The organism is Thioalkalivibrio sp. HK1, from assembly GCA_000583135.1.
Lineage (GTDB): Bacteria > Pseudomonadota > Gammaproteobacteria > HK1 > HK1 > HK1.
Genome location: JFBG01000018.1, coordinates 1 through 24,165, shown reverse-complemented (window position 1 = coordinate 24,165; position 24,165 = coordinate 1). Strand labels below are relative to the sequence as shown.

Genomic DNA, 24,165 nt, shown 5'->3' with positions numbered 1-24,165 from the left:
CCGCACCGACGAGGCTGATGGTGACATCGGCGGTGTTGCTAGGACCGATCCGCTTACGAGCGCGCAGTGCGAAGTAGGTTGCCCTATCAGTGGAAGCGGGGCGGGCGAGTTCGAGGCGGCTGGCATCGGGGCCGAAGATTTCACGGGCATAGACCCGAATCCGCCCATGGATACCATTGTTTACACCGCAGTTATCCTTACCGCACCACATCCGCTGCTCGAATGTCGGGATGCTGTCATCCACGTCATCGTCTTCCAATCCCGCGATGAGATAGAAGTTATAGGGGCGTCTGATCACCACATCGTTGACGTCTTTGACGTAGTAGTAGACATTCTCATCGGCAGCATTAGGGCTCGTGGCCCGAGATGTCATCATCCCATTGGAACCGGAAACGCGCAGGAAGTTGCGGCGGCTGCCCGTGATGTGCTCGGTCCCTGATCCCCAAGCATCGTTGTCAAAATCATACTCACTGGTCGAAAAGGAAGGTTCTGGCGAGTTCCCGCCGATGAGTTTGTACTCCAAGGTTCCGACACCTTGGCTATTGGCCGGCAATTCGGCAAGGGGGTAGTCCCTGCTGCTGCTCTCCCCCGCCTTGGCGTTGACGGTGTAGATATCATCATCGGTTCCGAAGTCCAAGAGATGCAGGACCATCGTGAAGAGGGTCTCCTCCGCCGCCGGATTGCCATTAGATTCGGCTTCCTTGGCAACCCGGACTTCGATCTCGTCTCCATGGACAAAGCCATGGTTTTTGAAAAGATCCAAAACGATGTTGTACTGGCCTTCATGGATGGCGGCATGAGCGTTAGCCGAGGTCAGCTCCGTTTGGATATACGTCTTACCATCTCTTTGGAGCTGTCTTACATTAGTGCCTATGGTGCCAATACCGCTACCGGGATTACCGTTACTATTGGGCCGCGCCCTGATGGCACTGATAAAGTTACTCTTCGGCGTATAGAGACGAAGTATTTTGTACTTATTTCGCTCGGCGGCAGTTATGATGCGCTGACCAGGATTAGCAGGATCATCGACTTCGAAGTCTGCGATTTCAGGCTTATTATTGACCTGAATGTGTTTCAGGACGATCATGGGATCCGTGTAGCTTTCACCCCGAGCATCCTCCACCGAGGGAGAGGGGCTGTTGACCAGCGTCGCATGGTACCTAAGCGACGCTCCTTGCTGCAGTTGAGCGAACGCGGACTGGGCCGATACCATCAGGCCCGCCGCGGCAATGAAGAGCGCCGCCAGAACGCGCCCTGCCGCCGACACGATCAGCCGGGGCCGGACAACGGCCGCCGGTTCGGCAAAAAACGATTTGATGAACATGTTGCGCTCCTCGAAAAGCTCAATGCAGGAAGAGACCTGCCTGTTTGCTGTGTGGAACTTCATTCTATCCATGGCAATGGTGCCCGCCCTCTTGATATGGTACCACTCTCGGCGGGCTTTCGTCCCGGCGAAATGACGGAAAAAGATATTCTCCCTTCAATCCCTCGGCCAAGGCATATCCGCCCCGCGGAATGCGAAAGAAATATACCCTGAATTGCGGATCATACCCGAAAATCGACAAAGGAGAAAATTCATCCCATGCCTTTTGCTTCTCCCCTCGTTCGGCTCGGGGAGGCCTGTCGACTATTTTTACCCGGCACTCGATGGATCCGTCTTGACCGCGGCTTTCGCCGACGGCACACCCAAGCGCTCGCCCCCGGCATCGAATCCGATGCCGAAAATCATCTCGGATCGAAATCCATCGATTCGATCCGAGGAGTTGCGAGGCGAAGGCCCGTCGATCCGAAGGCTAAGGATCAGGCACCGGACAATCAGGGCTCGTCCGAGCCAGCGCTCGACACTCGCCGTACGGGTAGATATCACCCGCGCAGCCAAGAGGCCGAAGCCCTTATCGCCCGAAGGATACGAGCACCCTCGATCCTCGCAAGCGATCGCGAGGAAAGTCGAAGTGGACTCCACCATCGATCCCGCATCATCGATCAAGCATCGGATGATTCTAACCATCTTTGAGCGCAGTGCAACCCCGAACCGGCACGCAAGTCTCGCTCTTTCGATGATTTCTTTTTCTCGGGGCGCCTTCTCGGTACGCCGAAGCGTGCAAAGCCGATTGCGTGCAAGAGGGACCGGGCTTTTCGATGCGCCCGCATCCTATCGGATCGGGCGCCGAGCCTGCCATGAGCCTGCCGCCGGCTATCCAGCCTATCCGCGCCGGATACCGATCCAGTTGCCGGTGAAGATGATCACCGCTCCGATGAAAACGAAGGGATCGAGGGCTTCGGCGTACATCAGCCAAGCAACGACCGCCGCCACCGGCAAGCGCAGAAAATCCATCGGCGCCACCACGGTGGCATCGGCACAACGAAGGGCGCGGGAAAGGCAGTAGTGGGATGAGAGGCCGGCGATGCCCAGCGCCGCTATCCATGGCCACATCGCACTCGTGGGGGATACCCACAAAAGGGCGGCCGGAACGGCGCCGAGCAGGAGTTGCGTGACATTCATCCAAAACAGGATGGCTATCGGATATTCGATGGAAACCAACTTCTTCGTCACCACATAGGTGATGGCGAAACCGACGGCGGCGGCGAGGGCGGAGAAGGAAGCGGGATGGATCACGGCAACGCCGGGGCGCAAGATGATCATGGTGCCGACGAAGCCGAGGGCGATCGCCACGAGACGCCAGCGATTGAGGCGTTCGCCGAGCACGAAGGTGGCAATCAATGCGGTCCAGATCGGAGAGGTGAACTCGATGGCGAAGACCTCCGCCAAAGGGATCGACACCGCCGCGAAGGTCCATGCGTATTGCGATGCCCAGTGCACGGTATTGCGCACGAGATGCAACGAGGGGGCTCTGGTCAATATCCTTCCGAAACCCCAATGGGCTCCCGGGCGCCGCACGCCCAAGACGAGGATGATGAAACCCAGCAGGGAGAGGCAAAGGAGGCTGCGCAGAAAGAGGATCTGCACGATCGTCAGTTCCGCGGAGAGTTCCCGCGAAGAAATGGCCATAGTCAGGAAGGATACCAATGCCCCGCTCATCCAAGCGATGGCCGCCCCTCGGGAGTGCAAGGAAGAGGATCGAGTCGAAGGCGAAGACACGGGGGGATCGATGAGGGTATATGGGAGCGGGGGAAGGAAAGGCCGATGGGCGTCGATCGATGAGAAATGTCGATGAGGCGTGTTTATGGGCGATCTCGATGGGCAATGCGTGTGATTGATAGCGGGTGGCGGGCGATGGACGATGACGCTATCCGGTTCGCAGTACTCGATTCGCAGGAAGTCAACGATCGATAAGCGCCGCAACGCTCGATGTCACTCGAAAAATTTCTTTCGCAAGACCATCTTGAAAGGCTGTTTTGAAAAAAAAAGACTTTTGAAAGCGACCCTTCGCAAGGGAAGAGAAAAAGCCGCCATCGCTCGAATCCTCGCGACCCGCGGGCGGATATTCCTTACGCTTATGCAAATAACACTTCTTCGAATAACAAAGACGGGGATCATAAAAAACCCCGGATCCCGAAATCGGGAACCGGGGTTCGATCGAAACCTTGGAAGCACACTTAGGGCTGCTTCTTTCTAAGGTATCTCTTCCTTTCCGGGAGATCTTTTCGGGGAACTCGTCTTTTCGATCATCCTCGGTGCGCGGGCACCGAGGATATCATCGAAGAGACGAGCCCGATCAGTTGGCCCCCAAGTCCACGAAGGTGTTGTTGGTCAGCGAGCCACCGGAACGCACCAGTACCTGAGTGCTGACTTCGGCATCGGTCTCGGTATAGATCTGGCAAGACAGACGCCCGGCGTCGCCACCCCAATCCGTGGCGGGGTTGAAGCCATCGGCGGCGAGGATTCCGGAAATATCGGCTCGATTCATCACCGCCACCCCACCGCTGGGAATGGCGTTCGATACATCGGCGAACCAAGAGTTCCCGACATGATTGAAGCATTCCAAGGATATCTGGCAGCTGTTATTCCTACCGGCACCGTCCTCGCAACGAATGCGGATGAAAGACTCATCGGGGGATTGCGGAGGCGGCAACGCATAGGCGAGGGCCTTTGTCCCGATGCCGTCGACCGTCAAGGTGATCACCCTGCTCGAAGGGCTCGACGAGAGATTCATATAGTCCCCGTCGCCGAAGCGAACCTCCGCCATCATCGAGCGAGTCTCTCCATAGCGCATCTCATTGAAGCCGGGCATGAAGAAGAACTCCCACTCGCCGGAGATGTTGTCGGGATTGCCGAGGTCTATCTCCGCAAAGCCATTGGCGGATGCCGGGATGATTTCCACCGCGGTACCGGGGTCCCTATCGTTGATATCCTTCGTACGCTTCATCAACAGCAAGCCGTTGGCACCGGTCGGGTTGGGCTCCAAGGTGACCACGATCTTGTCATCCGCCCCGAAGCGATAGGGATTCCCGTCTTTGCCCAACGGTTGCAGGTCGTTGTCGGTCAGGAAGGGATCGGAACAGGCGTTGGGGTTGGGGTAGGAGGGGATGGGTCCGCCATTGAAGGTGACCGTGCCCATGCTCAGCACATTGGTATGCGTGGTCGTCGTGCTGCCGTTGTTGTTGAAGCCCGGGGGGAAACTCATCCTGACAACCGGCCCTCTTTGGGCGAATTTGGTGCGATCCTGATTGTCGATATACGCAACCGTATCCCGACCGGCGGGACCGAGGTTGAGTTTATCCACCAAGGAGACGGTCTTTGCATAAATGCATGAACGTGCGCTGGAACTTTGACGATCGCTGACGCAGCGGGAGATGGCATTCAAACCGTCGGGGAAGGAGTTGTTGCCGGATATCTGCGTCGACAGGAGCGTCGAGCCGATGGTGACCTCGCTTTGATCGAGATTGACCTGCGTCAACTCCGGCAGGGATATCACGAAGCGATCGCCGGCTCTGATCCTATGATTCGCAGGTGCTTCTCCTGTACCGGCAAAGGCGGACACCCCGAAGTTGAAGACGACTTCGCTCTCCCCGGCAAGACCGCCTCTTTGGTAGGCAATGGTGATCTTGCTCGTATCCGAAACGCTATCGGTGCCTCCCGGGGCGGGGATGAACCTCACATCATTGACGGTGACATCTTCGCCGAAGGTCGCACCTTGGAGGGAGATGGTGACATCGCCGGCGTTGCCGGGATCTATCGTCCTGCGAGCGACGATCTCGTAGGTCGGCCTTTTGGTGGTATCGCTCGGATATTGCAGGGTCGTCTGATTGGTTCCGATCAGTTCATCGGCATAAACCAAGCGATTGCGCACCAACTGAGTGAAGGTGGCACTATCATCCCCTCGGCAGACCGACGGGGTATCGGTATCGAGGATGACTCGAATCTCTTTCGTCAAAAAGAGATCCTCGGTGTTGGAGATTGTCCCGTTAGCACCCCGGAGTCTTCGAGCATCACCGGCTTCGATGGCGGAATTCGATACCGCGAATGTCGCTGTATGAACAGGAGTTTCAATATCACGGAGATCTGTGCTGACCCGATCAATCCGAAGGGTCGGACCGGCGGCATTATTGGGATCCCTCCAATCCATGAAGGAGGCCGTAGGCCCAGTCGCCGTCAAATCCGGGGTGAAGGTATATTTAAGGGCGAGGGAATCGGTTCTATTTCCGATGTGAGTGCTAGAAACACCAAGACCCGTCGGGAGAAGCAACGCTGTTTCGCAATGTCTAGAGCCTGTATCGGCACAATCCGTCCCCGTGACGCTGCTGGGATCACCACCCGCATCGACATAGCTGGTGAGTATCAACGGGGTCTCTTCGTTGTCGTACGTCCAATCGGAGAAGTAGATATGGGTGATGGTGGTTTGCTTGAGATCACCGACGGTCCCCGAGAGGGTGATCATCTCGATGGTATCGTTGCCACCTGTTTCGTAGCCATGCCCTTGCCGAAGCCGGAGCACCATCTCGTAGCCTTTCGAGAATTCCAAGGCGTCAGGTATTTTCCACGCAACCCGCTTATCCAAAAGCAGATCACCGGAATCATCGTTCAGTTGCGCATCCGGAGAAAGGCGACCGGTTTGCAGATACTGATGGTCGTTAGCCTTTTCCGTATCGGTTGCACCGGGGGCGATGAAAACGCTCTCGATATGGCTGACTCTGGAGTCTTTTTGGTCATCTCCTTCTTTGAAGACGATATAGCCATTCTGGCGAGAATCCATCATCGAACCGAAGTTGGTTGTGTAGCCGGAACTACCGCCCGTACCCTCTTCCTCCATTTTGAGGTTGATCATTACCAGATCGTAGGCGCCATCACAACCTTTGCACAGAACCGATCCGACTTTGAATGCTACCGATGTCCCGAAAGCAGGGGTACTAGGGTTATCGGGATCATTACCATCACCGGTTTGTGCCATCACCGGACCGACCGCACCGATGACAAGCACCGTAAGGCCTGCGAGTGTGGCACGCGCCATGCGCATGAGGGCGTCTCCGGCCGCCGAGGGCCGCCCGGATGTGAAGATGTGCATTCCTATGTCCTCCGGTTGATGTGCACCGCCGGCTCCCGCTCCTCCGGAATTGCGGGGGAGGGAGCATTCGGCCGGATCGGCAAGGTAAGTCCTCAAAGCGTACATGGCTTTGCCTCGTGGCTGAAATTGCACGTCAGGGGAATAGCGCATGGCTGCCAAAGAGCCTTGCGATGCCACTCCCCCCGCAAGTGCAGGTTGGGATTGTACCTTTCTTCTCAAATCGTTCAAGTGGGAGCAACGGTGCCAACACCCTATAAAAAGCAAGAGAAGCGACGTTCTTCCATGATGTTGCGAGTTGAAAGTGTACACGAAAAAACGAGGGCATCCGAAGCGCGGCGACAACACACCCGCTCGGGGGCACGGCGTTTGCGTCGAACTTCAATCCCTCGACCGATTGGCGATTATACCCGAAAACGAGCATGCCTTGGCGTTGCCCTCGCATTGCCCCCGATTTATCACGCACTTTCGTCACCGAATGTCGTTTGTGCAATCGATCCCTTGCAAGGCTCGCTTTTGCGGGATCGAATTCATCGCTCTTGATCGCCTTGCCGCCGATCGAGGCTCGAGGTCGAGGGCTCGATGCCCCTGCGCTCTCGCTCCGTGATCGACGGATCCGCCGTATCGAATCGCGATTGCCGATCTCGATCCCCGAATCCTCGGCCGTGAACCTCGGCCATGATCGTCGGTCTTGATCATCGGGGCATCGACCGGCGAGCGATCCGGCGGCGATGCACTCCGCCCGCTCCGGCGGCGAGGCGGATCATACCCGGATCGCAACCTCGGGATTCGATCCTTTGGAGAACACTCTTCCTCTTTTCGTCTCGCGGCGCTTCGAATTCGATACGCTTCGTTACCGAGTCAGGCTCGAGGAGATTCTCTAAGGATTCACGGCCTTCGAGGGCGGCACCGCGTACTCGGGCAGCGAGCGAGCGAATTCCTCCAGCGCCCGCACTCCGCTTTCCTCGGCCTGCCGACACCATTCGCGCAGGCCGCTCACCAGATGCTCGTGATTGGCATGACGCTGCCGCCAGATCGCCTGCAACCGGCATTTATAACGGTAGACGATATTGAGCGCATCGCTGCGAGCGAGCACCTGTTCCAAGTGCTGCTTGGCTTCGAGGCTCAGCAAGGAATCCTCGCGGATCAGCAAAGAGCGGGCCGACTTCAAGAAACCGCGCTGGCGCGAATCGACGCTCTCGAGTTTCTCGACCTCCTCGGCATGGACGCGATGCAGCACCTTGCAGGCGTAATCCGCCATCACCTGAAAACGGTTGGAGACCACCGCCCGCATGGTTTCCACATCCACATCCTTCTTGCCGGGAACCATCACCACTTCCGGCGGGAGTCGGCGCACGCGGGCCAAGCGCAGCCCTTCGAGGATGCGGATGTAGAGCCAGCCGATATCGAATTCCCACCACTTGCTGGAAAGTTTGGCGGAGCCGGCGAAGGCATGGTGGTTGTTATGCAGCTCCTCGCCGCCGATCAAAATGCCCCAAGGGACGATATTGGAGGAGGTATCGCAGGTTTCGTAGTTGCGATAACCCCACCAATGCCCCAAGCCGTTGATGACTCCGGCGGCGAAGATGGGGATCCACGCCATCTGTACCGCCCATATCGTGATGCCGATCGGCCCGAAGAGGATGATATCGATCAGCAGCATCAGGTAATAGCCGCGGTTGGTCCACGGTTTGTAGAGATTGCGCTCGAGCCAGTCATCGGGGCAGCCATGGCCGTACTTGGATACGGTTTCGGCATCCGCCGCTCCGATGCGATAGAGCTCCGCCCCGTGGAGCAAAAGGCAGCGAATGCCGTGGATCTTGGGGCTATGAGGATCATCGGCGGATTCCACTTTCGCATGGTGCTTGCGGTGCACCGCCACCCATTCCGAGGTGACCGTGCCGGTTGTCAACCACAGCCAGAAGCGGAAGAAGTGGGCCAGTGCCGGGTGGATATCGACGGCGCGATGGGCCTGATGACGATGGAGATAAATCGTCACCGAGATGATCGTGAGATGGGTCAGCGCCAAAGCGGCCAGCACATTCCCCCACCACGGCAGATCCAGCAGCCCTGAAAACATATCGCTTCATCCTCCTTGATAAGGCTTCGCTCGTTCTCGCATCGCGCGCGTTTTAGGATCGAGTGCCCGAATGCCGAAACCTGCGCTTGTCGTCTCGGGGTCGATATGCGCAGGCTTACGGCTCTTTGAGACCGCTTCGGCGGGATGCTTCGATGCATCGATTCATCAATGCCGACGCTCGGTGCGATTCTTGGCGATACCGTGTCGGCTATTTGCGGGGCTTTTTTCGGTCGGCTCTTCTTCGAGTTTTGGTCGACTCTTATCCGTGCCCGTAAAATCGTGGATGCGAAGTGTACTCCAGCGATGACGATGCGGGTAGCAAGTTCGCTTTCTTGCGGGTGGGCTTGCGGGGGGCTTACGGGGGCTTGCCGAGCCGAAAAAGGATCCCGGGCGACCGGCCGCGGATCGTTCGGGCTTCGGGTTTTATCTTCGACAAGGGCCGCTTTGAAAAGCATGTCTCGAGCGATGCGATTACGGACGCAGCGATCTTTGCTCCCCGCCCGCCATGCCATCGGGCGGGATCTCGAAGCGGTGGGAGAGGATGGTCGGGATCATCTTCTCGCAAAAGCCGATCCTCCTCGTCCCTGCGTCTGGCCCCTTACTTCCCCCTTCATGGCGAGTGGCACCAGATTGCATCACTCGAGGATCGCCGGATCTTTAAAGGATGTATCGGCTATATCGGTGTGGACGGCATCGGCTCCGTCGTAGTCCGGATCGGCAGCGCCGAAAACCTTTTCGTAGCACCGGCAGCGAGCGTTGACGAACGGGCTCGGCATCGCCCGCCGCCACTGCCCGCAGGGATGTTTCGAGGGCAGATTCGATCCTTGGGGAATGACGATGCGCATGGGTGCAAGACAGCCCTCGGCGAGGGGGATATCGTCTTTGGCCGATCATCGAAAAGGCATGAAGTGCCGCCGAGCGCATCACAAGTCGAACGCCCCCTTCGCTGCGCTCGGGGGGCTACTTCGCTTCGAACCCCCCAAGTTTCAGCGGGTCGAGCCGACTCTTGATATATCCGACTTCGGATTGAAGGTTCGATAGGTCATCCTTGACCGCCTCGATGCGCAGTTCGACCGCATCGATGTGCGCCGCGGTGCGCAGCTCGCTCGCATGGATCGCATTGCTTATCCACCAAGCCCCCGTCACCACCGCCACGACGATCGTGACGACAAGCCCCCCCAACACCTCGATGATTTGCCAATCCATATCGCCCCCCTTCGCAAGCCTTCGCTCAATTGATTGATGGGTGCAGGTGCACCGCCCGCGCTCGGTGAACAGATGCGCTCGGGGCTCCGACTCGGCTCCGTGCTCGGGCTCGAAGTTCAAACGGGTTTGTACGATTTTTTAATGCTCTACCGTATTTTAGGATGGGTGGATTCACCCGACAAACGCCGACCGATGCGGGCGATCGGTGGGTGGGGGTGACGGGCGTCAGTTCAGTCGTTCAAGCGGGTATCGAACACGATATGCCGTCGGGTGCGTTCGATGCGGTATCGGTCCACCCGAACGCCCAGCCGCTCGGGGGGCGGTCAACCCTGCGGGCGTACCCGCTCGGTAGGTGGATGGATAGAGGAGCTATTCCGCTTCGCCTCCCGCAATTTTCAACGGTTACAGCCGACCCTTTATAAACTCGACTTCGGCTCGCAGTTTGGATAGGTCACTCCGCACTGCATCAAGGCTCACTTCGACCCTATCAATGCGCGTATCAATGCGTACAGCGGTGCGAAGTTCGCTCGTGTGAATCGTATCCGCTATCAACCAAGCCCCCCCACCGACCGACACGACAATCGTGAGTACGAACCCCACCAACGCGCCAAGAATTTTCCAATCCATAACGACCCCCTTTGCGCTCGGTGGGTGGATGGGTGCAGGTACTCCTACCACACCCACTCGACTTCGAGCATAGGGTACCCCTTCGGTGAACGCCCGCGCTGGGCTCGGAGATCGATCTCGGCCCCGGGCTCGAAGCCTAGTACCCGACAATACACCGGATGTTTTACAGGGCATCTTCGTAGACTATTTGCCAATGGATTAGCGCAGGTGGATACCCGCTCAGGGGGGCGACGCACCGAGTGCAGGGGTCAAACCACGCAGGTGGTCCACGCGCTCGCCCTCGGGCGCCGACCGCTTCACCTTCGCCCCTTCACCTTCGCCCTCTGCGCTCGGGGGCGGTCAACCCTTTGATAAAACTTTGCCCCGCAGTCCGTAGAGTCGGGGCGATTTTACGAAGGACAAGCCTTCTTATTTGCCGACGGGTGATAGTCGGCAAACCAAGTGGGCATCGTCGAACTCCATCGATGGGGGCGAACCCCGACGACCGATAGCGGGAAACGCACAGCGTGCGCAGGGGTGCTGCAACCCCGCAGTGTGAGCGGGTGGGACCCCGCAGGTGGTCAATGCGCCAAGAGTCCGTCGGGCTTGGTCGTCGGCCAGGTGGGCTCCATCGAAACCTGTCGTCGGGTAGGCGGGCACCGCCTCGATACCGAAGGCCTCGATCATCTTGCGCACCTCGTGGAGGGCTTTCTCGCCGGTCTCGCCGCCGGCGATCCGGGGTTCGAGATCGGCCAGGTTCCGATCCGAATTGCGGGTGAGTCATGGGCTTGCAACCAAGTGCGGGCGCAGTTCCTTTTCCAAAAATCGGCGGCCTTCGGCGAGCCGGTAATTGTCGAAAAGAGGGATGCCCTCTCGCTCCGCTGTACGGCCATCCGGCGGCGTCGAGGCCGGCATGGATCCGCCGATATCGGCATGATGGGACGCGCGGCCGGCGCCGAAGAGGATCTTGGCGGAAAGGGTGCAGCGGGTGTCTCCGGCGATTGGGAATCGGGATCTGCGGACTCGGCCGGTTGTTCCGGCAGCTCGAAAACAGGGGGTGATCACCGTGATATCCGGCAGGCGGGCACCGCCGTTATAAGGAGCGTTGACGCAAAGGACATCCCCGGACTTCATATCTCGGGCGTTTTCGCGCCGCACTTTGCGCATGCTCTCGCTCGTCGATCCCGGGGGGATCGGGATACGGGGAGCGTTGGCTACCGGCATCCCCCTCGGGATCGAAAGGGGCGCAGAAAAAAATCCAGTCGCTCCTCGATGCTGAAATGTTGACCGAGGGTGCGGGGTTTTGCCAAGGCGAGCCCCTTGTGCTCCGCTATCGACATGAAGCGGTTATCGAAGACATGTGGTTTTCGAAGGCGTCGAGCATGATCGGGTGCCCGCCGCGCTTTGGCGCACCGGTGGGTGCGATCCGCCTCGGGATCGGATCCCCGCCCCCCCGAGGCTATGAACACCTGCCGACCCGGTTCGACCGCGATGATGGGGGTATCGTCGATGATGATTGCAGGATCGGGGATATCGCCTTGAGGCCGGGTTTGCGCGCCGCAAGGCAAACAGCAACCGCCGGCTCTCGAAACGGGCTTCGACTTCTCGCTCGAACGTGATGGAGGCGATCGTCGGGGACGATTGCAAAGCCCGATGCGGCGATCCAGGGGTGGCGGCATTCGCCGGGGTTGGCACGGCGTCGGCGTTTTTTGCCGGGCTTTCATATCGGGCTTTCGTACTTGACTTTCCGGGGGGATCCGATCGCCTCCACCGACGCCGCCTCGAGGATCAAGGGCCTGTTCGGGATCGCAAATCCGCAGCGGCGAGGGTGGGCGCCTTCGAAACGGGATCGCATCTCGGCGATATCGCGGGGCTCGATCGAATCGGAGACATCCGTTCCCTCATGACAGATTCTGTGCCCGATGCAAGATTCGGGGGCGATCGGTCGGGATCCCTTCGGACCGTCGGCTCCGCCTCGGACTCGCCCGCAAGGGTATCGAGCGTATCTTCGAAGCGGGCGAACGCGGCGGCGAGCCGCACCTCCACCGCCCGATCCCGCCCGATTCGAATATCGGCCAAGCCCATGCCATCGGCGGAAAATCTGCCCGGCGAAGGGATGAATCATCACTCGGCTCATCCTGCGAGCGTCGGCGACGACGACGCCCCGGCGGGCGCGGAGAGGATCGCATCCTTAGGCCGAAACTCTCGGCATCGGTCTAACCACCGCTGGATTGCAAGAACATCGACCGGGTATTCGCGGCCCGACTCCCGCACCGCGCCATCCGATCCACATAGCGCCGCAGCAAGGGAGATGAGGGAGATGAGGGAGATGAGGGATGCGTGTCCACCACGGTATCCTCCGCGGCCGACAAGATTCATCGACGGGCCGGCTTTAGCGTTGATCGAAACTCGGGCAAGCCCTATCTTTCGCGCGGTCTCGGGGAGCGACGATGCGTGCTCCGAGCGACGATAGGCTTGTATCGGCACGATGGCCGACACGAGCGGATCCCCTTCTTCGAAAGCGTGGCGCAACGACCGACGCATGCCCTCGCGACCGAGCGGGATCGGCTCTTTGCGCGCCCCATCGGGTCATCCACATCCACCACCCTCTCGTAGAACTTCTCTCCGCTAAGGAGGTATCGAGATCGAAAAGATGCGAACGCGCCCGATAGCCGATGCGCAAGACATCGCGAAAGCCGCGGGTTGACGACCGGTCCCCAGAGGATGCGATCGCCTTTGCGCTCCGATAAAGCGTCGGCGGCTACCTTGGATCCCATCCGCACCGCGTCCACCGATCGGATCGGCTGATCCGGCTACAAGCCCAAGACCCCTCGGATCCCTTCGATGGCGGCGTCCTCGTGGCGATCCGGATCATCGGGAAGGGAAGTTTGCGGGTGAGCAACGAGCCCTCGGGGCGGGGCGCCACTGAATCGGCGAAGGCTCCACCTCGATCGATCCGGAACTGCCAACCCCTCCATATCCTTTTCGGGTGCTTGTGCTTCGGCGATGCGCGGTCGGTGATGCATGTAATAGGTGATGCACGTAATAAGTAGTGTGTATCCGGTAAATAGAGTGTGCTACGGACATCGTGCCACCAATCGTTCATTACGGTGTTGCCGCGGCCTGCGGTGGCTTGCGTTATGACGGGCGTTATGAGGTTCGCAACGACGAGAAGCCCTTGATCGAGCAATCATCGATGATCCGATTGAATCCAACGGAAATCGCCCCGCTCCCGAGCGAAAGCACCGAATGCACCGATCCCGAAAAACGCGAGTGGAACGATCGGATGGAGCGACGAAACCGGCCAGACCATCCGCACCTATCGCTGAGATTGATCGCTGCGATTGAAAAGGCGGATCGAAAAGACCAAGGAGGTAAAGACTCTTTCGCTCGCCGGGGAGAGCGGAAGAGCCTTTCCGATGCGCATAAGGGAAGGTCTTTTTACGGAAATAACTTCATGAGCCCTACAAAGAGCCCTATCAGGACTATCGTGATCCCTGCGAATTTCCACGGCAGGGAATCCATCTTCTCGCTCAGCTCCCTGATGACTCTATCGTGAAGCCGGATAGAAACTTCATGTTCAAGAGCCATCTCGTCAAGCCTCTCTCGGAGTTCTTTGTCCGTCATCCGTCTCTACCCTCGGTTTCTTCCTTCACAGACCATACCATCGGGCTTTTCGTACCTGCATCGTCATCGCCCGCCCGTTCACGCCACTTATTGCGAGGGATTTCCCCTCTTTGACGCTCCCCCGCCCGGATCGGCGATCGGGCGGTGAAACTCCCGCTCGATCGAATATATCCCATCCAGCACCCGATCTTCGTCGCCCTTATTCTCATTGCAAGCACTTCGTCGATCAAAGTGGTGAATCCTCACTGATCAGCGGGATGGAGCCGAAGGCTACTTCGCCCCGACACCGAAAAGGATCATCAGTAATCCGGCAACCGCTCCCCCTAGCGAGGAGAAGGCGATGATCCTCCACGTGACCCGCACTTCCAACTTGAAAAACTCGTTTCGGAGATCCGAAAAATCACCTCGAAGAGCCGAAATCTCAGAAAGAACCTTTTCGGTATTCGCCTTCATCTCGGAGATCATTCTCTCGTGTGTCTCTATCGAGACCTTGTTCTCGATATAAAGACCTTCGAGCCGGTCGATTCTTTTCTCTTCGCTCATGCCCTTGTCCTCGTCGATTCCTTAATCTTCGCAAACCCTGCCCTCCCAAACAGGGCTCGATCCATCCCACTACATCAGTCATTCCACCCCCCTTTTACATGACTCGATCTACCCCCTATCTCGCTTCATTTTCCCGGTGGCACCGCTGTTGGCCGGCACACTCTTCGGATCCGGCTCGGGTCGGCTCTTGGACGAAAATCTCCTTCCCGGACCGAGCCCCGAGGCAACCCCAACCACTCTTATCCGCCGATGCCCTATCCCCATCACGAAATCCTCCAATGGCAAGTATCTTGTCGCCACAGTCGAGCGATCTCCTGCGAATTTCCGGTGTACCTTCTTCCCCTCCCTTTGCCCGATTCGTCCGCAAGCGAGATCTCGAGGCGCTCCCCCCACTTTTCAAAGGGGCAGCGAATCCGAGGACTCGGATCGTCGATCGAATCGGATACGAGATCGGGGTGGATCCCTTCGAAGAGGACTAGCGGAGCGTCTATCCGATGGGTAGCAGGAGAACGAAGGCTACTTCGCCCCGATACCGAAAAGGATCATCAGTAATCCGGCAACCGCGCCACCGAGCGAGAAGAAGGTGGTTACCTTCCAAGTCAGCCGCGCTTCCATCTTGAAAAACTCGTTTCGGAGATTCGAAAACTCGTTTCGGAGATCCGAAAAATCACCTCGGAGAGCCGAAAACTCGGAGAGTAGCTTGTCGATGGATTTCTCGATCCGATCCGTCGATCTCTCAAGCGTCGCGATCCTGGATTGGCTATCGATAGCGATTCCTTCGAGTCGGTCGATTCTTTTCTCTTCGCTCATGCCCTTGTCCTCGTCGATTCCTTAATCTTCGCAAACCTGCCCTCCCAAACAGGGCTCGATCCATCCCACTACATCAGTCATTCTACCTACCCCTTTTTACATGACTCGATCCACCCCTATTCTCGCCTCGTTTTCCCGATTGCACCGCTGTTGACCGGCACTCTTTTCTCGATATCGCACAATATCGGCCGCGGAACTATCTGCGGAGATCGAAGGGCGCATCGAGTGGCGAGACGATGTGGCGAGGCGAAGGAACGGGATTCAATCGATCGGGAGGAGCACGTTCTTTTCGAAGGCGGGGCGCTCGCATAGGCGTCGATACCAAGCCTCCAAGGCGGGCATCGACGGGCGCTGGTTCTCCTTGACCAAAGAGAGCCAGCGGTGGATCTGCGGGCCGATGGGGATATCGCCCATCGTCAGGGTCTCGCCGGCCACGAAGGGTTGTTTTTCGAGCTGGCGATCGAGCATCCCCCAGATCCGATGGCCCTCGTGGATCGCCTGATCGATCGCTTGTTCATCGCGCTGCTCCGGCGGGGTGCGCACCAAACCCCAGAAGATCGGGCGCATCATCGGGGCGCATAGGGTTTGCTGCCAATCCATCCACATATCGGCGGTTGCTCTGACTTGCGGATCGTCGGGCCATAGCGAACCGACGGCGAATTTCTGACATAAGTAGCGAGTGATGGCATTGGATTCCCACAGCGTGAAATCATCCTCGACCAAGGTGGGAATGAGGCCGGTGGGGTTGATGGCGAGGTAATCGGACTCTTGATTGCCCCCGAAGGCTCCGCCGATATCGACTTGCTCGCAATCGAGACCGATCTCGTCCATCGCCCACAGCGGCTTCATGACATTGGAGGAATTGCGGCGTCCGAGAATTTTCAGCATGTCGGTGGTTCTCCCTAGGTTGGGGTGTTCGAAGGTGGGGAAGGGCATCGGGTGAGCCGAGGCGCGCGTTTTCGAGAACGCGCGCCTCGGCCGGCTTTGCTAGGTGGGGCGTGGAGCGAAAGATCGAGAGCCAAAGCGAGATATCGTCTCGGCGATCAATTGCCTCCTCCATCACCCGGGTATAGCGGTGGCGTTGTTTGCGAGGTATCTTTGTCGCCGATCGCCATCTCGAAATGCTTGAGTCGCTTGTAGATCGACATCAGCTCAACGATCCTATCCCAAGATCTTACTAAGTACTGGAAAGAATCCTCTACCCTGTTAAAAGCCCTTATGGTCTCTTGCACGAACCCCAAAGTGACGGTCGCAGAGAAGATAGTCGGGCCCAACATGATAAAGGGAAGTACCACCGATGCCTGTAAATAGGAAAATTTCCCAACATTGAAATAGAGATAGTGCAGATAAAGGCGAAAATAGTTGCGGCGCACATTGGAGAATAGTTCTTGCGCTGTCGGCGGTTGCGCCCGATCTTCATAATCCTCGCCGTAAACCAATTCCTTCCGATAAGCAGCCTCCACTCTCTGATTATTGAATTCCAGACCCGGCAAGCGATATCCCGCAAGGCCAACTATGGCAGTACCGATGGCTGCAGAAAGAATCGCGACCCAAACCAATGAACTGTCAACCGCGCCAATCAACGGAAGTTCTGTGATTTGTTCGCTCAGCCCCTTTAGCAAAGGAATGAATACGATCAGAGTCATTATCGTATTCAGAAAATAACTGCTCAAGCTCTCAACAATTTTAGCAAATAGCATCGTATCCTCCTGCACGCGCTGAGCTGCACCTTCAATATGTCGCAATTCCTGCCAACGCGACATGTAGTAGTCGTTCATGGCAGAACGCCAACGAAAAACATAGTGACTTGTGAAAAAATGTAGCAGCACTGCAACCACGATATATACAGCGGCCACCTGCACGAAATCGGCGATATGAAGATAATAATCACTCTCCTCCACTGAGCCCGGCTCGTTAAGTGCCTTCCCGATAACATCAAACAGGTCTCCATACCATTCGTTAATCCACTTATCGACCTGCACTAGGCCCCAAGTAGTTACAATGATCAGCACAGCACCAGGATACGCCCAAAGAAGCCACTTTCGGCTCAAAAAGAAAGATCGAAACATTTCATTGACTCCCGTCAATATCAAATTTATGGGGCATTCTAAGGATCGGAGTTCCTCACCTGATATGGATCCATAGAAGCGGGATACCCATCCGCCTCTTCCTCGGATACACCACCCTCGCCACCGATTGCCGCAACGAAACCCCGTCTTCCTCGGGAAAATCGAGGGGAGAGGCTATCCACCCCCCGATGACTCGATGCCCATCGGTTTTCGCCGACACAAAGTCAAGTAACGCCATTGCAAAAGGGGGAATGATACGATATAAAATCGATTGATTCCTCGGATGATTCGAGCGACCGGCATCGGCGGTCTGATCGGATCACCTCGGGAGCGACATCCTTCGCCGATATCGGCTTACAGCGGATTCGTTTTTCGGCTTTCCAACGGCAAAGGTTTGCCTTGCATCGCCGCCACTCAACCGAGCGATCGGTCCAAGTGAAAGGCACTCTCGACCCTCGGGCACAAGGAGATATCCGAAATGGCAAAAAAAACGCCATCGAAAAAAAGTCGCACCGCTTCCTCATCCGCAGCCCCGGCGCCGGCCGTGGCCGATGACCGCAAGAAAGCATGGGGTGAGAACTATCGCCCCCGCTACTCCGGGGTCGCCACCTTCATGCGGCGCCCGCTTTGCGAGAGCGAGGAGAGTCGGGACGGGGTCGATATCGGGATCATCGGAGTGCCTTTCGACGGCGGCGTGACCAATCGCACCGGGGCGCGCCACGGACCGCGTCATCTGCGCGAGCAGTCGACCTTCATGGGGCTGAGCAACCACCAAACGGGGGTGCGTCCTTATGACTTGGCGCAGGTGGCGGATCTCGGCGATGTGCTCATCCAAGGGGTCTATCGCTTGGAGGAGGCGATCGACGATATCGAACGCTATTACGATGGGGTGGCCGCCGCCGGGATCCTGCCGCTTTCCGCCGGCGGCGACCATTCGATCTCCTTGCCGATTTTGAAGGCCTTGGCCAAAGTGCACGGTCAGCCGCTGGCCATGGTGCATTTCGATGCCCATTGCGATACCGGCTCGGAGCTCTTCGGACACAAACACCATCATGGCGGGCCCTTTCGGGTGGCGGCCGAAGAGGGGGCTTTGGATCCGAAGCGTACGATCCAGATCGGCATCCGCGGGCCGAGCGAACCCCTATGGCAATACAGCTACGACTCGGGCATGACCGTCATCCATATCGAGAAACTCTACGAGATGGGGCTGCCGGCGGTGATCAAGAAGGCTCGCTCCGTCGTCGGCAAGCAGCCGGTGTATGTCAGTTTCGATGTCGACGGGCTCGATCCGGTCTACGCCCCGGGCACCGGCACCCCGGAAACCGGCGGATTTTCCACCTTCGAGGCGCAGCAGATGCTCCGGGGTCTTAGCGGGCTGAATATCGTCGGCGGCGATGTGGTGGAAGTCGCACCGTCTTTCGACCCCTCGGGGGTTACGGGACTGACCGGAGCCCAGATGATGTTCGAAATCCTCTGCCTGCTCTCGCAGACGGTGGAAAGGCGTAAAAAATCCGGGAAACCGAAAAGCGTCTCCAAAGGCGCAGCGAAACCTGCAGCGAAAAGCGATTCCAAGGCCGCCGCCAAGGACACATCGAAAACCACCTCGAAGGCATCCGCACAAGGCGCGGCAAAGCCTGCCGCTAAAAGGGCGGCGAAAAGTGCCGCGAAATCCGCTGCCACGGGAGCGGGAAGCGGTCGGGCCAAAGCGCCGGGGTCTTCCGCCAAAGCCGGGGCAAGTGCGAAGAGCAAAGCGGGGTCGAAAAAGACGTGAATGGCCTGCGCGGTTTTTTCGAAACCTTCGGGGTGCTGCGGGCCTCGATGGTGATCATCGTGATCGGGCTGATCATCGCCGCCCCCTTCCAAGGTGATCCCTCGTCTTCGGCAAACGGCTGGGAACTGGTGCGCGGGGTGATCGCACCGACCCTCTTTGCGGTGATGGTCTTCGTCCTTCCGCTGGACTTCACGATGACCAAGGTGTTCATGTCCGACCGGGGAGAAAGCGAAAAACGTCGGCTGCGCATCGTCGCCCGCACCGAGGGGCTGCTCTTCGTGCTGATGTTCGCGGCATGGTCGCCCATGCTGATGGGACTGGTGCGAGCCGCCAATCTCTAAGGGCAACGCAACCCGAAAGGCAGGGCGGGCGCATCGTGTGATCCAAGGATCGAGGGATCGACGGACAGCCTTTTCATCTGCCTTTGGCCGAAATCCCTTTGCATCCGCTTGTGGCCCCTTCGGAGTCTTCGATGACCAGCCTTTCCGCTTTGCACCGCATCCTTTCGGAAAATAAAAGCGTGGCCGTCGTCGGCCTATCCGCCGGCGTTCGTCGCCCGAGCTATTTCGCCGCCAAATACCTGCTCGACCGCGGCTATCGAGTGATCCCGGTCAATCCCCGCTACGAGGAAGTTCTGGGGCAAAAATGCTACCCATGCTTGGAAGATATCCCCGAAAGGGTCGATATCGTCGACTGCTTTCGCCCCGCCGAGGCCATCCCCGCACTGGCACAAGGAGCGATCGATATCAAAGCCAAGGTGCTCTGGATGCAACTCGGCGTGATCAACGAAGAAGCGGCGGATCTCGCCCGCCAAGCCGGGCTCGAAGTGGTGATGGATCGCTGCATGAAAATCGAATACGCCAGACTCTTCGGCGGCTTGGGTTGGATGGGGGTCAACACCGGAGTCATCTCGAGCAAACGCCCGCTCCACGCCGTGCGCTGACCAATCATCGATATCAGGATGTGCGCACCCGTACCAAGTGAACCAAGTAGATTTTTCTAAACAACCCTCCAGGAGGTCACATGAAAGATATCCGCGGCGATGCCAAAAATATTCGGGCTCTTCTCAGTGGTGTGAAATACAACATTGATTTGTACCAACGCGAATATCTTTGGAAACGGAAACATATAAAGGAGCTTCTCGATGATCTTTACGAGAAATTCAGCAAAAAGCATGAGCCTGAAAATGAACGGTCAAAGGTAGCGGATTATGAGCGCTATTTTCTCGGTTCAATCATCATCTGCGAAAAAGACGGTGACAAGTACATTATTGACGGTCAGCAACGACTTACCTCTCTCACTCTCCTACTAATCCATGTTCGTTACCTACTTAATCGCCAACAGAAAGACAATCAGGTCCGTCAAGAAAGTCTGCTCACCGATCTGATTTACTCGGAGAAATTCGGCAACCGATCATTCAATCTCAACATCCCTGATCGCGAGCCTTGTATGGACGCGCTGCTCAACAATAAACAATTTGACGAAAACCATCAGTCCAAATCCGTTGCGAATATCTACCAACGCTACCGAGATATCGAGGAGCACTATCCGGAAGAACTCTCAGGTGATGCACTTCCATACTTCGCCGATTGGCTTACCGAGAAAGTGTTCCTTGTCGAAATCACCACTTATTCAGATTCTGATGCCTACACTATCTTTGAAACCATGAATGATCGTGGGTTATCTCTTACCCCGACGGATATGCTCAAGAGTTACCTCCTCGCCAATATCACCGAGTCAGATGATCTTCGTAAAAATTCTAATGAGGCTTGGAAAAAACATGTTGCCAGCCTCCAAGAAATTGGCAAGGAGGAAGATGCCGACGCAATCAAATCTTGGCTACGCAGTCAATACGCCAATGATATTCGAGAGAAGAAGCGCGATGCCGAGCCCCGCGATTTCAACCGTATTGGTACAGAGTTCCATCGTTGGGTTCAGGAGAAAAAGGAGCAGATTAATCTTTCTTCAAGCGCGGACTTCGCACGATTCATGCAAGATGATTTTGCGTTTTATGCCAAGCAATACAAGCTATTGAGAGAAGCATCTATGGATATCAAATCGGAGCTTGAATCGGTCTATTTCAACGCAGAGTACGAATTTACTCTCCAGTATCCGATGCTTCTTGCTCCGCTCAAGCGAGGAGATAAAAAGGATATAATTCTGCGCAAACTGCGAACAGTCGCGAGTTACATAGATATCTATATCAACCGACGCATCTGGAACGGGAAGTCAATCGTGTACTCGACCGTGCAACATACGATGTTTTCGGTTATCAAAGAGATTCGTGGACTCAAGCCTGAAGAAATCGCCAAAATGCTGATGGAGCGTCTATCGAAAGATGAAAACACATTCTCCAACAATGCTCGTTTTCGCTTGACCGGCGCAAACCGAAAACATATTCGCCGGATACTTGCACGCATTACTGATTACACTGAAACTCAGTCCGGGCAAGCATCTCGATACGCAGAGTATGCCGCCAGTGGAAGAAATAGCTATGAAATCGAACATATCTGGCCTAACCATTTTGACCTGCACGTGGATGAGTTTGACCACTCGACAGACTTCGATGAATACCGCAGCCGTATCGGTGGTTTATTGCTATTACCGAAAAACTTCAATGCGAGTTACAAAGATATGTCGTACAAGGACAAGAGGGAGCATTATCAAGGGCAAAATCTGCTCGCTAGAAGCCTGCACCCTCGGGCGTATGAGAACAACCCTGGTTTCATACGATTTATCGAAGAATCGGATCTTGATTTTCAGCCGCATGAAGAGTTCAAAAAAGCTGATCTTGATGCAAGACAATCGCTCTACCAAAAACTTGCCGAGCAAATCTGGAATCCACAGAGGCTGCTTCGGGAAGCGAAGGGGTAAGAGATACGTGCCGCTCGCTCTTCACTTGACCTAGCCAGCCGCCAAGCAACACCAAGTGATGATGGATGGCAAAGGGGAAATACAAGGCGGCAACAGGCAATAAACAGGTGAAGATTTTTCCCGCGCACAACGTTATGACCATGAAGCCCCCGAGCATCGGCAACGGGATTCGGGTAGGGATTTAACGAGAAGAAAGAGCGACCCATGAACGACTCCGAATGGCAGATCGAGACGCTTTGTTTGCATGCCGGGCAGATTCCCGATGCGGCTACCGGTTCAAGGGCGCCTCCGATCTATCAGACCACCTCTTATGTTTTCGATGATGCCGAGCATGCCGCGGGGCTGTTCAATTTGGAGACCTTCGGGAATGTCTATACCCGCCTGACGAATCCGACCACTGCGGTCTTCGAGGAGCGGATGGCGGCGTTGGAAGGAGGGCGGGCGGCGGTTGCCGCCGCTTCGGGGATGGCGGCGCAATCCTGCGTCTTTTTGACCTTGCTCGAAGCGGGCGACCATATCGTTTCTTCCAACAAACTCTATGGCGGGAGTCATAGTCAGTTGGGGGTCAATCTCGCGCGACTCGGGATCGAGACCACCTTCGTCGAACCCGACGATCCCGGGAATTTCGCCAATGCGTTGCGGGAAAATACCCGTTTGATCTACGCCGAGACCCTCGGCAATCCCCTCATCAACGTTCTCGATATCGAGGCGGTGGCGACCATTGCCCGCGATGCGGGGATCGTATCGGTGATCGACAACACACTGGCCACGCCCTACCTTTGCCGACCCTTCGAATGGGGGGCGGATATCGTCACCCACTCCGCCACCAAGTTCATCGGAGGGCACGGAACATCGATCGGCGGGGTGGTGGTCGAATCGGGGAGATTTCCTTGGGATAACGGGAAGTATCCGGGGATGACCGAGCCTTCGCCCGGCTATCACGGCATTCGTTTTTTCGAGACCTTCGGGGATTTCGGATTCACGATGCGGGTGCGCTGCGAGACCTTGCGCACCTTCGGTCCTTCGCTTAGCCCTTTCAACTCCTTTTTATTTCTGCAAGGGCTTGAGACCTTGCATGTACGCATGGATCGGCATTGCGCCAATACCGCGACCGTTGCGCGCTTTCTCGACGAGCATCCGCGCGTTGATTGGGTGAACTATCCGGGGCTGGCTTCGAGTCCTTGGCACGATCTTGCGCGCAAGTACATGCCCTTGGGAGCCGGGGCGGTGCTCACTTTCGGGATCTCGGGCGGCAAGGAGGCCGGGGAGAGATTCATCGATTCCGCCCGCTTCATGAGCCATCTGGCGAATGTCGGGGATGCCAAGACCTTGATCGTCCACCCCGCTTCGACCACCCATCGTCAACTCGACGAGGACGAACAACGGGCGGCGGGGGTCAGCCCGGACATGATCCGGCTCTCGGTCGGGATCGAGAATATCGAGGATATCCTTGCCGATCTGGATCAGGCGATCGAACGGGCCACGGGCAAGACGAGTATCGGACCCGCCGGGTAGGGATCTTCCGAACCTCGGGCCTTGGCGGCCGAACCGCCGAAGGTCTGCACCGATCTTCCAAGCGAGCGAAATCCTCTTTTATACCGGCAAGGGATTTGCAAGGATGCCGCCCGGGAGATCGGGCTCGTATTTTCTTTGGGACAGGCTTTCCCCGGTACCGGTTTTTCGTCGATACCCGCTTTTTTTCAATGTCGACACGGCAATCTCTCGCAACCGACGAGCCTACGCCAACCGAACCCTGCTCGGTAAAGAGCCTCCGTCCCGGATCATCGATCAAGCCGAAGAGAAAAAACCTCGCGCAAGGGGGATGGCGATCTGGCGCCCTGACGATCTTCCCTTCGGCTTTTCTCTCCTCACGCTCTTTCTTGGATGCTCATCGTCTCGAAAAATCTCGCGTTTTTTCTCTTGTTTTTCTTGCTTTTTTCTGTGACTTTATCTACTACACCTACATGGTGGCGCACGATCGTGTCGCATGAGGGATCGGACATGATGGCGCGCCACTTGCCATTCGATTTCGAGAACCACCTTCAATAGAGGACACAGCCTGCTATGATTGAACCGACCCAGTGGGGACATGTAGTGGACGTCGCCGTCAGCATCACG

Annotated in this window: 17 protein-coding genes and 1 pseudogene; 7 read left to right on the top strand and 11 right to left on the bottom strand. The window is 57.0% G+C overall.

What is annotated here, in order from left to right; all coding sequences use genetic code 11:
• From BF99_RS20340 to BF99_RS0106400, 3 genes are all read right to left on the bottom strand, one after another.
• A partial coding sequence (locus tag BF99_RS20340) for a hypothetical protein (RefSeq protein WP_038097529.1) occupies positions 1–1,396 on the bottom strand: 1,396 nt, incomplete at its 3' end.
• An 807-nt stretch (positions 1,397–2,203) separates the two neighbouring features.
• The gene (locus tag BF99_RS0106415; RefSeq protein ID WP_025770221.1) at positions 2,204–3,100 is read right to left on the bottom strand and encodes a DMT family transporter; all 897 of its coding nucleotides are present in this window, start codon (positions 3,098–3,100) and stop codon (positions 2,204–2,206) included.
• A 577-nt stretch (positions 3,101–3,677) separates the two neighbouring features.
• Positions 3,678–6,464, bottom strand: coding sequence for a hypothetical protein (locus tag BF99_RS0106400; RefSeq protein WP_025770220.1), 2,787 nt, complete (start codon positions 6,462–6,464; stop codon positions 3,678–3,680).
• Between the two features lie 728 nt (positions 6,465–7,192).
• Between BF99_RS0106400 and BF99_RS22835 the strand changes: the two genes are divergently transcribed.
• Complete coding sequence (locus BF99_RS22835) at positions 7,193–7,345, top strand: hypothetical protein (RefSeq protein WP_156013195.1); 153 nt, start codon at positions 7,193–7,195, stop codon at positions 7,343–7,345.
• Here the strand turns inward: BF99_RS22835 and BF99_RS0106380 are convergent.
• From BF99_RS0106380 to BF99_RS0106350, 5 genes and pseudogenes are all read right to left on the bottom strand, one after another.
• A complete protein-coding gene (locus BF99_RS0106380; protein WP_025770218.1) occupies positions 7,342–8,541 on the bottom strand; it encodes a DesA family fatty acid desaturase in 1,200 nt (399 codons plus the stop codon). The genes BF99_RS22835 and BF99_RS0106380 overlap by 4 nt on opposite strands.
• Positions 8,542–9,176: 635 nt before the next feature.
• Positions 9,177–9,386, bottom strand: a complete 210-nt coding sequence (locus tag BF99_RS0106365) for a hypothetical protein (protein ID WP_025770216.1) — start codon at positions 9,384–9,386, stop codon at positions 9,177–9,179.
• A gap of 115 nt (positions 9,387–9,501) precedes the next feature.
• Positions 9,502–9,747: a hypothetical protein gene (locus tag BF99_RS0106360; protein ID WP_156013194.1), complete on the bottom strand. Its 246-nt coding sequence runs from the start codon at positions 9,745–9,747 to the stop codon at positions 9,502–9,504.
• 1,035 nt (positions 9,748–10,782) lie between these two features.
• Positions 10,783–11,040: a hypothetical protein gene (locus tag BF99_RS22830; protein ID WP_156013193.1), complete on the bottom strand. Its 258-nt coding sequence runs from the start codon at positions 11,038–11,040 to the stop codon at positions 10,783–10,785.
• Between the two features lie 93 nt (positions 11,041–11,133).
• Positions 11,134–11,595: pseudogene (locus BF99_RS0106350) on the bottom strand (hydantoinase B/oxoprolinase family protein); the annotation flags it as partial.
• Positions 11,596–13,441: 1,846 nt separating this feature from the next.
• Here BF99_RS0106350 and BF99_RS22825 point away from each other — a divergent pair.
• Entirely contained in the window at positions 13,442–13,912 is a 471-nt protein-coding gene (locus BF99_RS22825; protein ID WP_156013192.1) for a hypothetical protein, read from the top strand.
• Positions 13,913–14,250: 338 nt separating this feature from the next.
• Here the strand turns inward: BF99_RS22825 and BF99_RS0106300 are convergent, their stop codons facing one another.
• From BF99_RS0106300 to BF99_RS0106280, 3 genes are all read right to left on the bottom strand, one after another.
• Positions 14,251–14,523, bottom strand: coding sequence for a hypothetical protein (locus tag BF99_RS0106300; RefSeq protein WP_025770207.1), 273 nt, complete (start codon positions 14,521–14,523; stop codon positions 14,251–14,253).
• A 1,071-nt stretch (positions 14,524–15,594) separates the two neighbouring features.
• On the bottom strand, positions 15,595–16,221 hold the full coding sequence (locus BF99_RS0106285) for a glutathione S-transferase family protein (protein ID WP_025770204.1): 627 nt from the start codon (positions 16,219–16,221) through the stop codon (positions 15,595–15,597).
• Positions 16,222–16,376: 155 nt separating this feature from the next.
• Positions 16,377–17,402: a putative transporter gene (locus BF99_RS0106280; RefSeq protein ID WP_081759131.1), complete on the bottom strand. Its 1,026-nt coding sequence runs from the start codon at positions 17,400–17,402 to the stop codon at positions 16,377–16,379.
• 478 nt (positions 17,403–17,880) lie between these two features.
• Between BF99_RS0106280 and speB the strand changes: the two genes are divergently transcribed.
• The 5 genes from speB to BF99_RS0106245 all read left to right on the top strand — a co-directional run bounded on the left by speB (position 17,881) and on the right by BF99_RS0106245 (position 23,562).
• The gene (gene speB, locus BF99_RS20335) at positions 17,881–19,173 is read left to right on the top strand and encodes an agmatinase (RefSeq protein WP_025770201.1); all 1,293 of its coding nucleotides are present in this window, start codon (positions 17,881–17,883) and stop codon (positions 19,171–19,173) included.
• The gene (locus BF99_RS0106260; RefSeq protein WP_025770200.1) at positions 19,170–19,514 is read left to right on the top strand and encodes a hypothetical protein; all 345 of its coding nucleotides are present in this window, start codon (positions 19,170–19,172) and stop codon (positions 19,512–19,514) included. The genes speB and BF99_RS0106260 overlap by 4 nt, the downstream gene beginning before the upstream one ends.
• Positions 19,515–19,645: 131 nt before the next feature.
• On the top strand, positions 19,646–20,116 hold the full coding sequence (locus BF99_RS0106255; protein ID WP_025770199.1) for a CoA-binding protein: 471 nt from the start codon (positions 19,646–19,648) through the stop codon (positions 20,114–20,116).
• A gap of 80 nt (positions 20,117–20,196) precedes the next feature.
• On the top strand, positions 20,197–22,047 hold the full coding sequence (locus BF99_RS0106250) for a DUF262 domain-containing protein (RefSeq protein ID WP_025770198.1): 1,851 nt from the start codon (positions 20,197–20,199) through the stop codon (positions 22,045–22,047).
• Positions 22,048–22,251: 204 nt separating this feature from the next.
• Positions 22,252–23,562, top strand: a complete 1,311-nt coding sequence (locus BF99_RS0106245; RefSeq protein WP_025770197.1) for an O-acetylhomoserine aminocarboxypropyltransferase/cysteine synthase family protein — start codon at positions 22,252–22,254, stop codon at positions 23,560–23,562.
• The last annotated feature ends 603 nt before the right edge of the window (positions 23,563–24,165 follow it).

Excerpts from the sequence above, each read along its gene's own strand:
- BF99_RS0106400 (WP_025770220.1), bottom strand. The coding sequence starts at position 6,464 with ATGCACATCTTCACATCCGGGCGGCCCTCGGCGGCCGGAGACGCCCTC.
- BF99_RS22835 (WP_156013195.1), top strand. The coding sequence starts at position 7,193 with ATGCACTCCGCCCGCTCCGGCGGCGAGGCGGATCATACCCGGATCGCA.
- BF99_RS0106380 (WP_025770218.1), bottom strand. The coding sequence starts at position 8,541 with ATGTTTTCAGGGCTGCTGGATCTGCCGTGGTGGGGGAATGTGCTGGCC.
- BF99_RS0106365 (WP_025770216.1), bottom strand. The coding sequence starts at position 9,386 with ATGCGCATCGTCATTCCCCAAGGATCGAATCTGCCCTCGAAACATCCC.
- BF99_RS0106360 (WP_156013194.1), bottom strand. The coding sequence starts at position 9,747 with ATGGATTGGCAAATCATCGAGGTGTTGGGGGGGCTTGTCGTCACGATC.
- BF99_RS22830 (WP_156013193.1), bottom strand. The coding sequence starts at position 11,040 with ATGATCGAGGCCTTCGGTATCGAGGCGGTGCCCGCCTACCCGACGACA.
- BF99_RS0106300 (WP_025770207.1), bottom strand. The coding sequence starts at position 14,523 with ATGAGCGAAGAGAAAAGAATCGACCGGCTCGAAGGTCTTTATATCGAG.
- BF99_RS0106285 (WP_025770204.1), bottom strand. The coding sequence starts at position 16,221 with ATGCTGAAAATTCTCGGACGCCGCAATTCCTCCAATGTCATGAAGCCG.
- BF99_RS0106280 (WP_081759131.1), bottom strand. The coding sequence starts at position 17,402 with ATGTTTCGATCTTTCTTTTTGAGCCGAAAGTGGCTTCTTTGGGCGTAT.
- speB (WP_025770201.1), top strand. The coding sequence starts at position 17,881 with ATGGCAAAAAAAACGCCATCGAAAAAAAGTCGCACCGCTTCCTCATCC.
- BF99_RS0106255 (WP_025770199.1), top strand. The coding sequence starts at position 19,646 with ATGACCAGCCTTTCCGCTTTGCACCGCATCCTTTCGGAAAATAAAAGC.
- BF99_RS0106250 (WP_025770198.1), top strand. The coding sequence starts at position 20,197 with ATGAAAGATATCCGCGGCGATGCCAAAAATATTCGGGCTCTTCTCAGT.
- BF99_RS0106245 (WP_025770197.1), top strand. The coding sequence starts at position 22,252 with ATGAACGACTCCGAATGGCAGATCGAGACGCTTTGTTTGCATGCCGGG.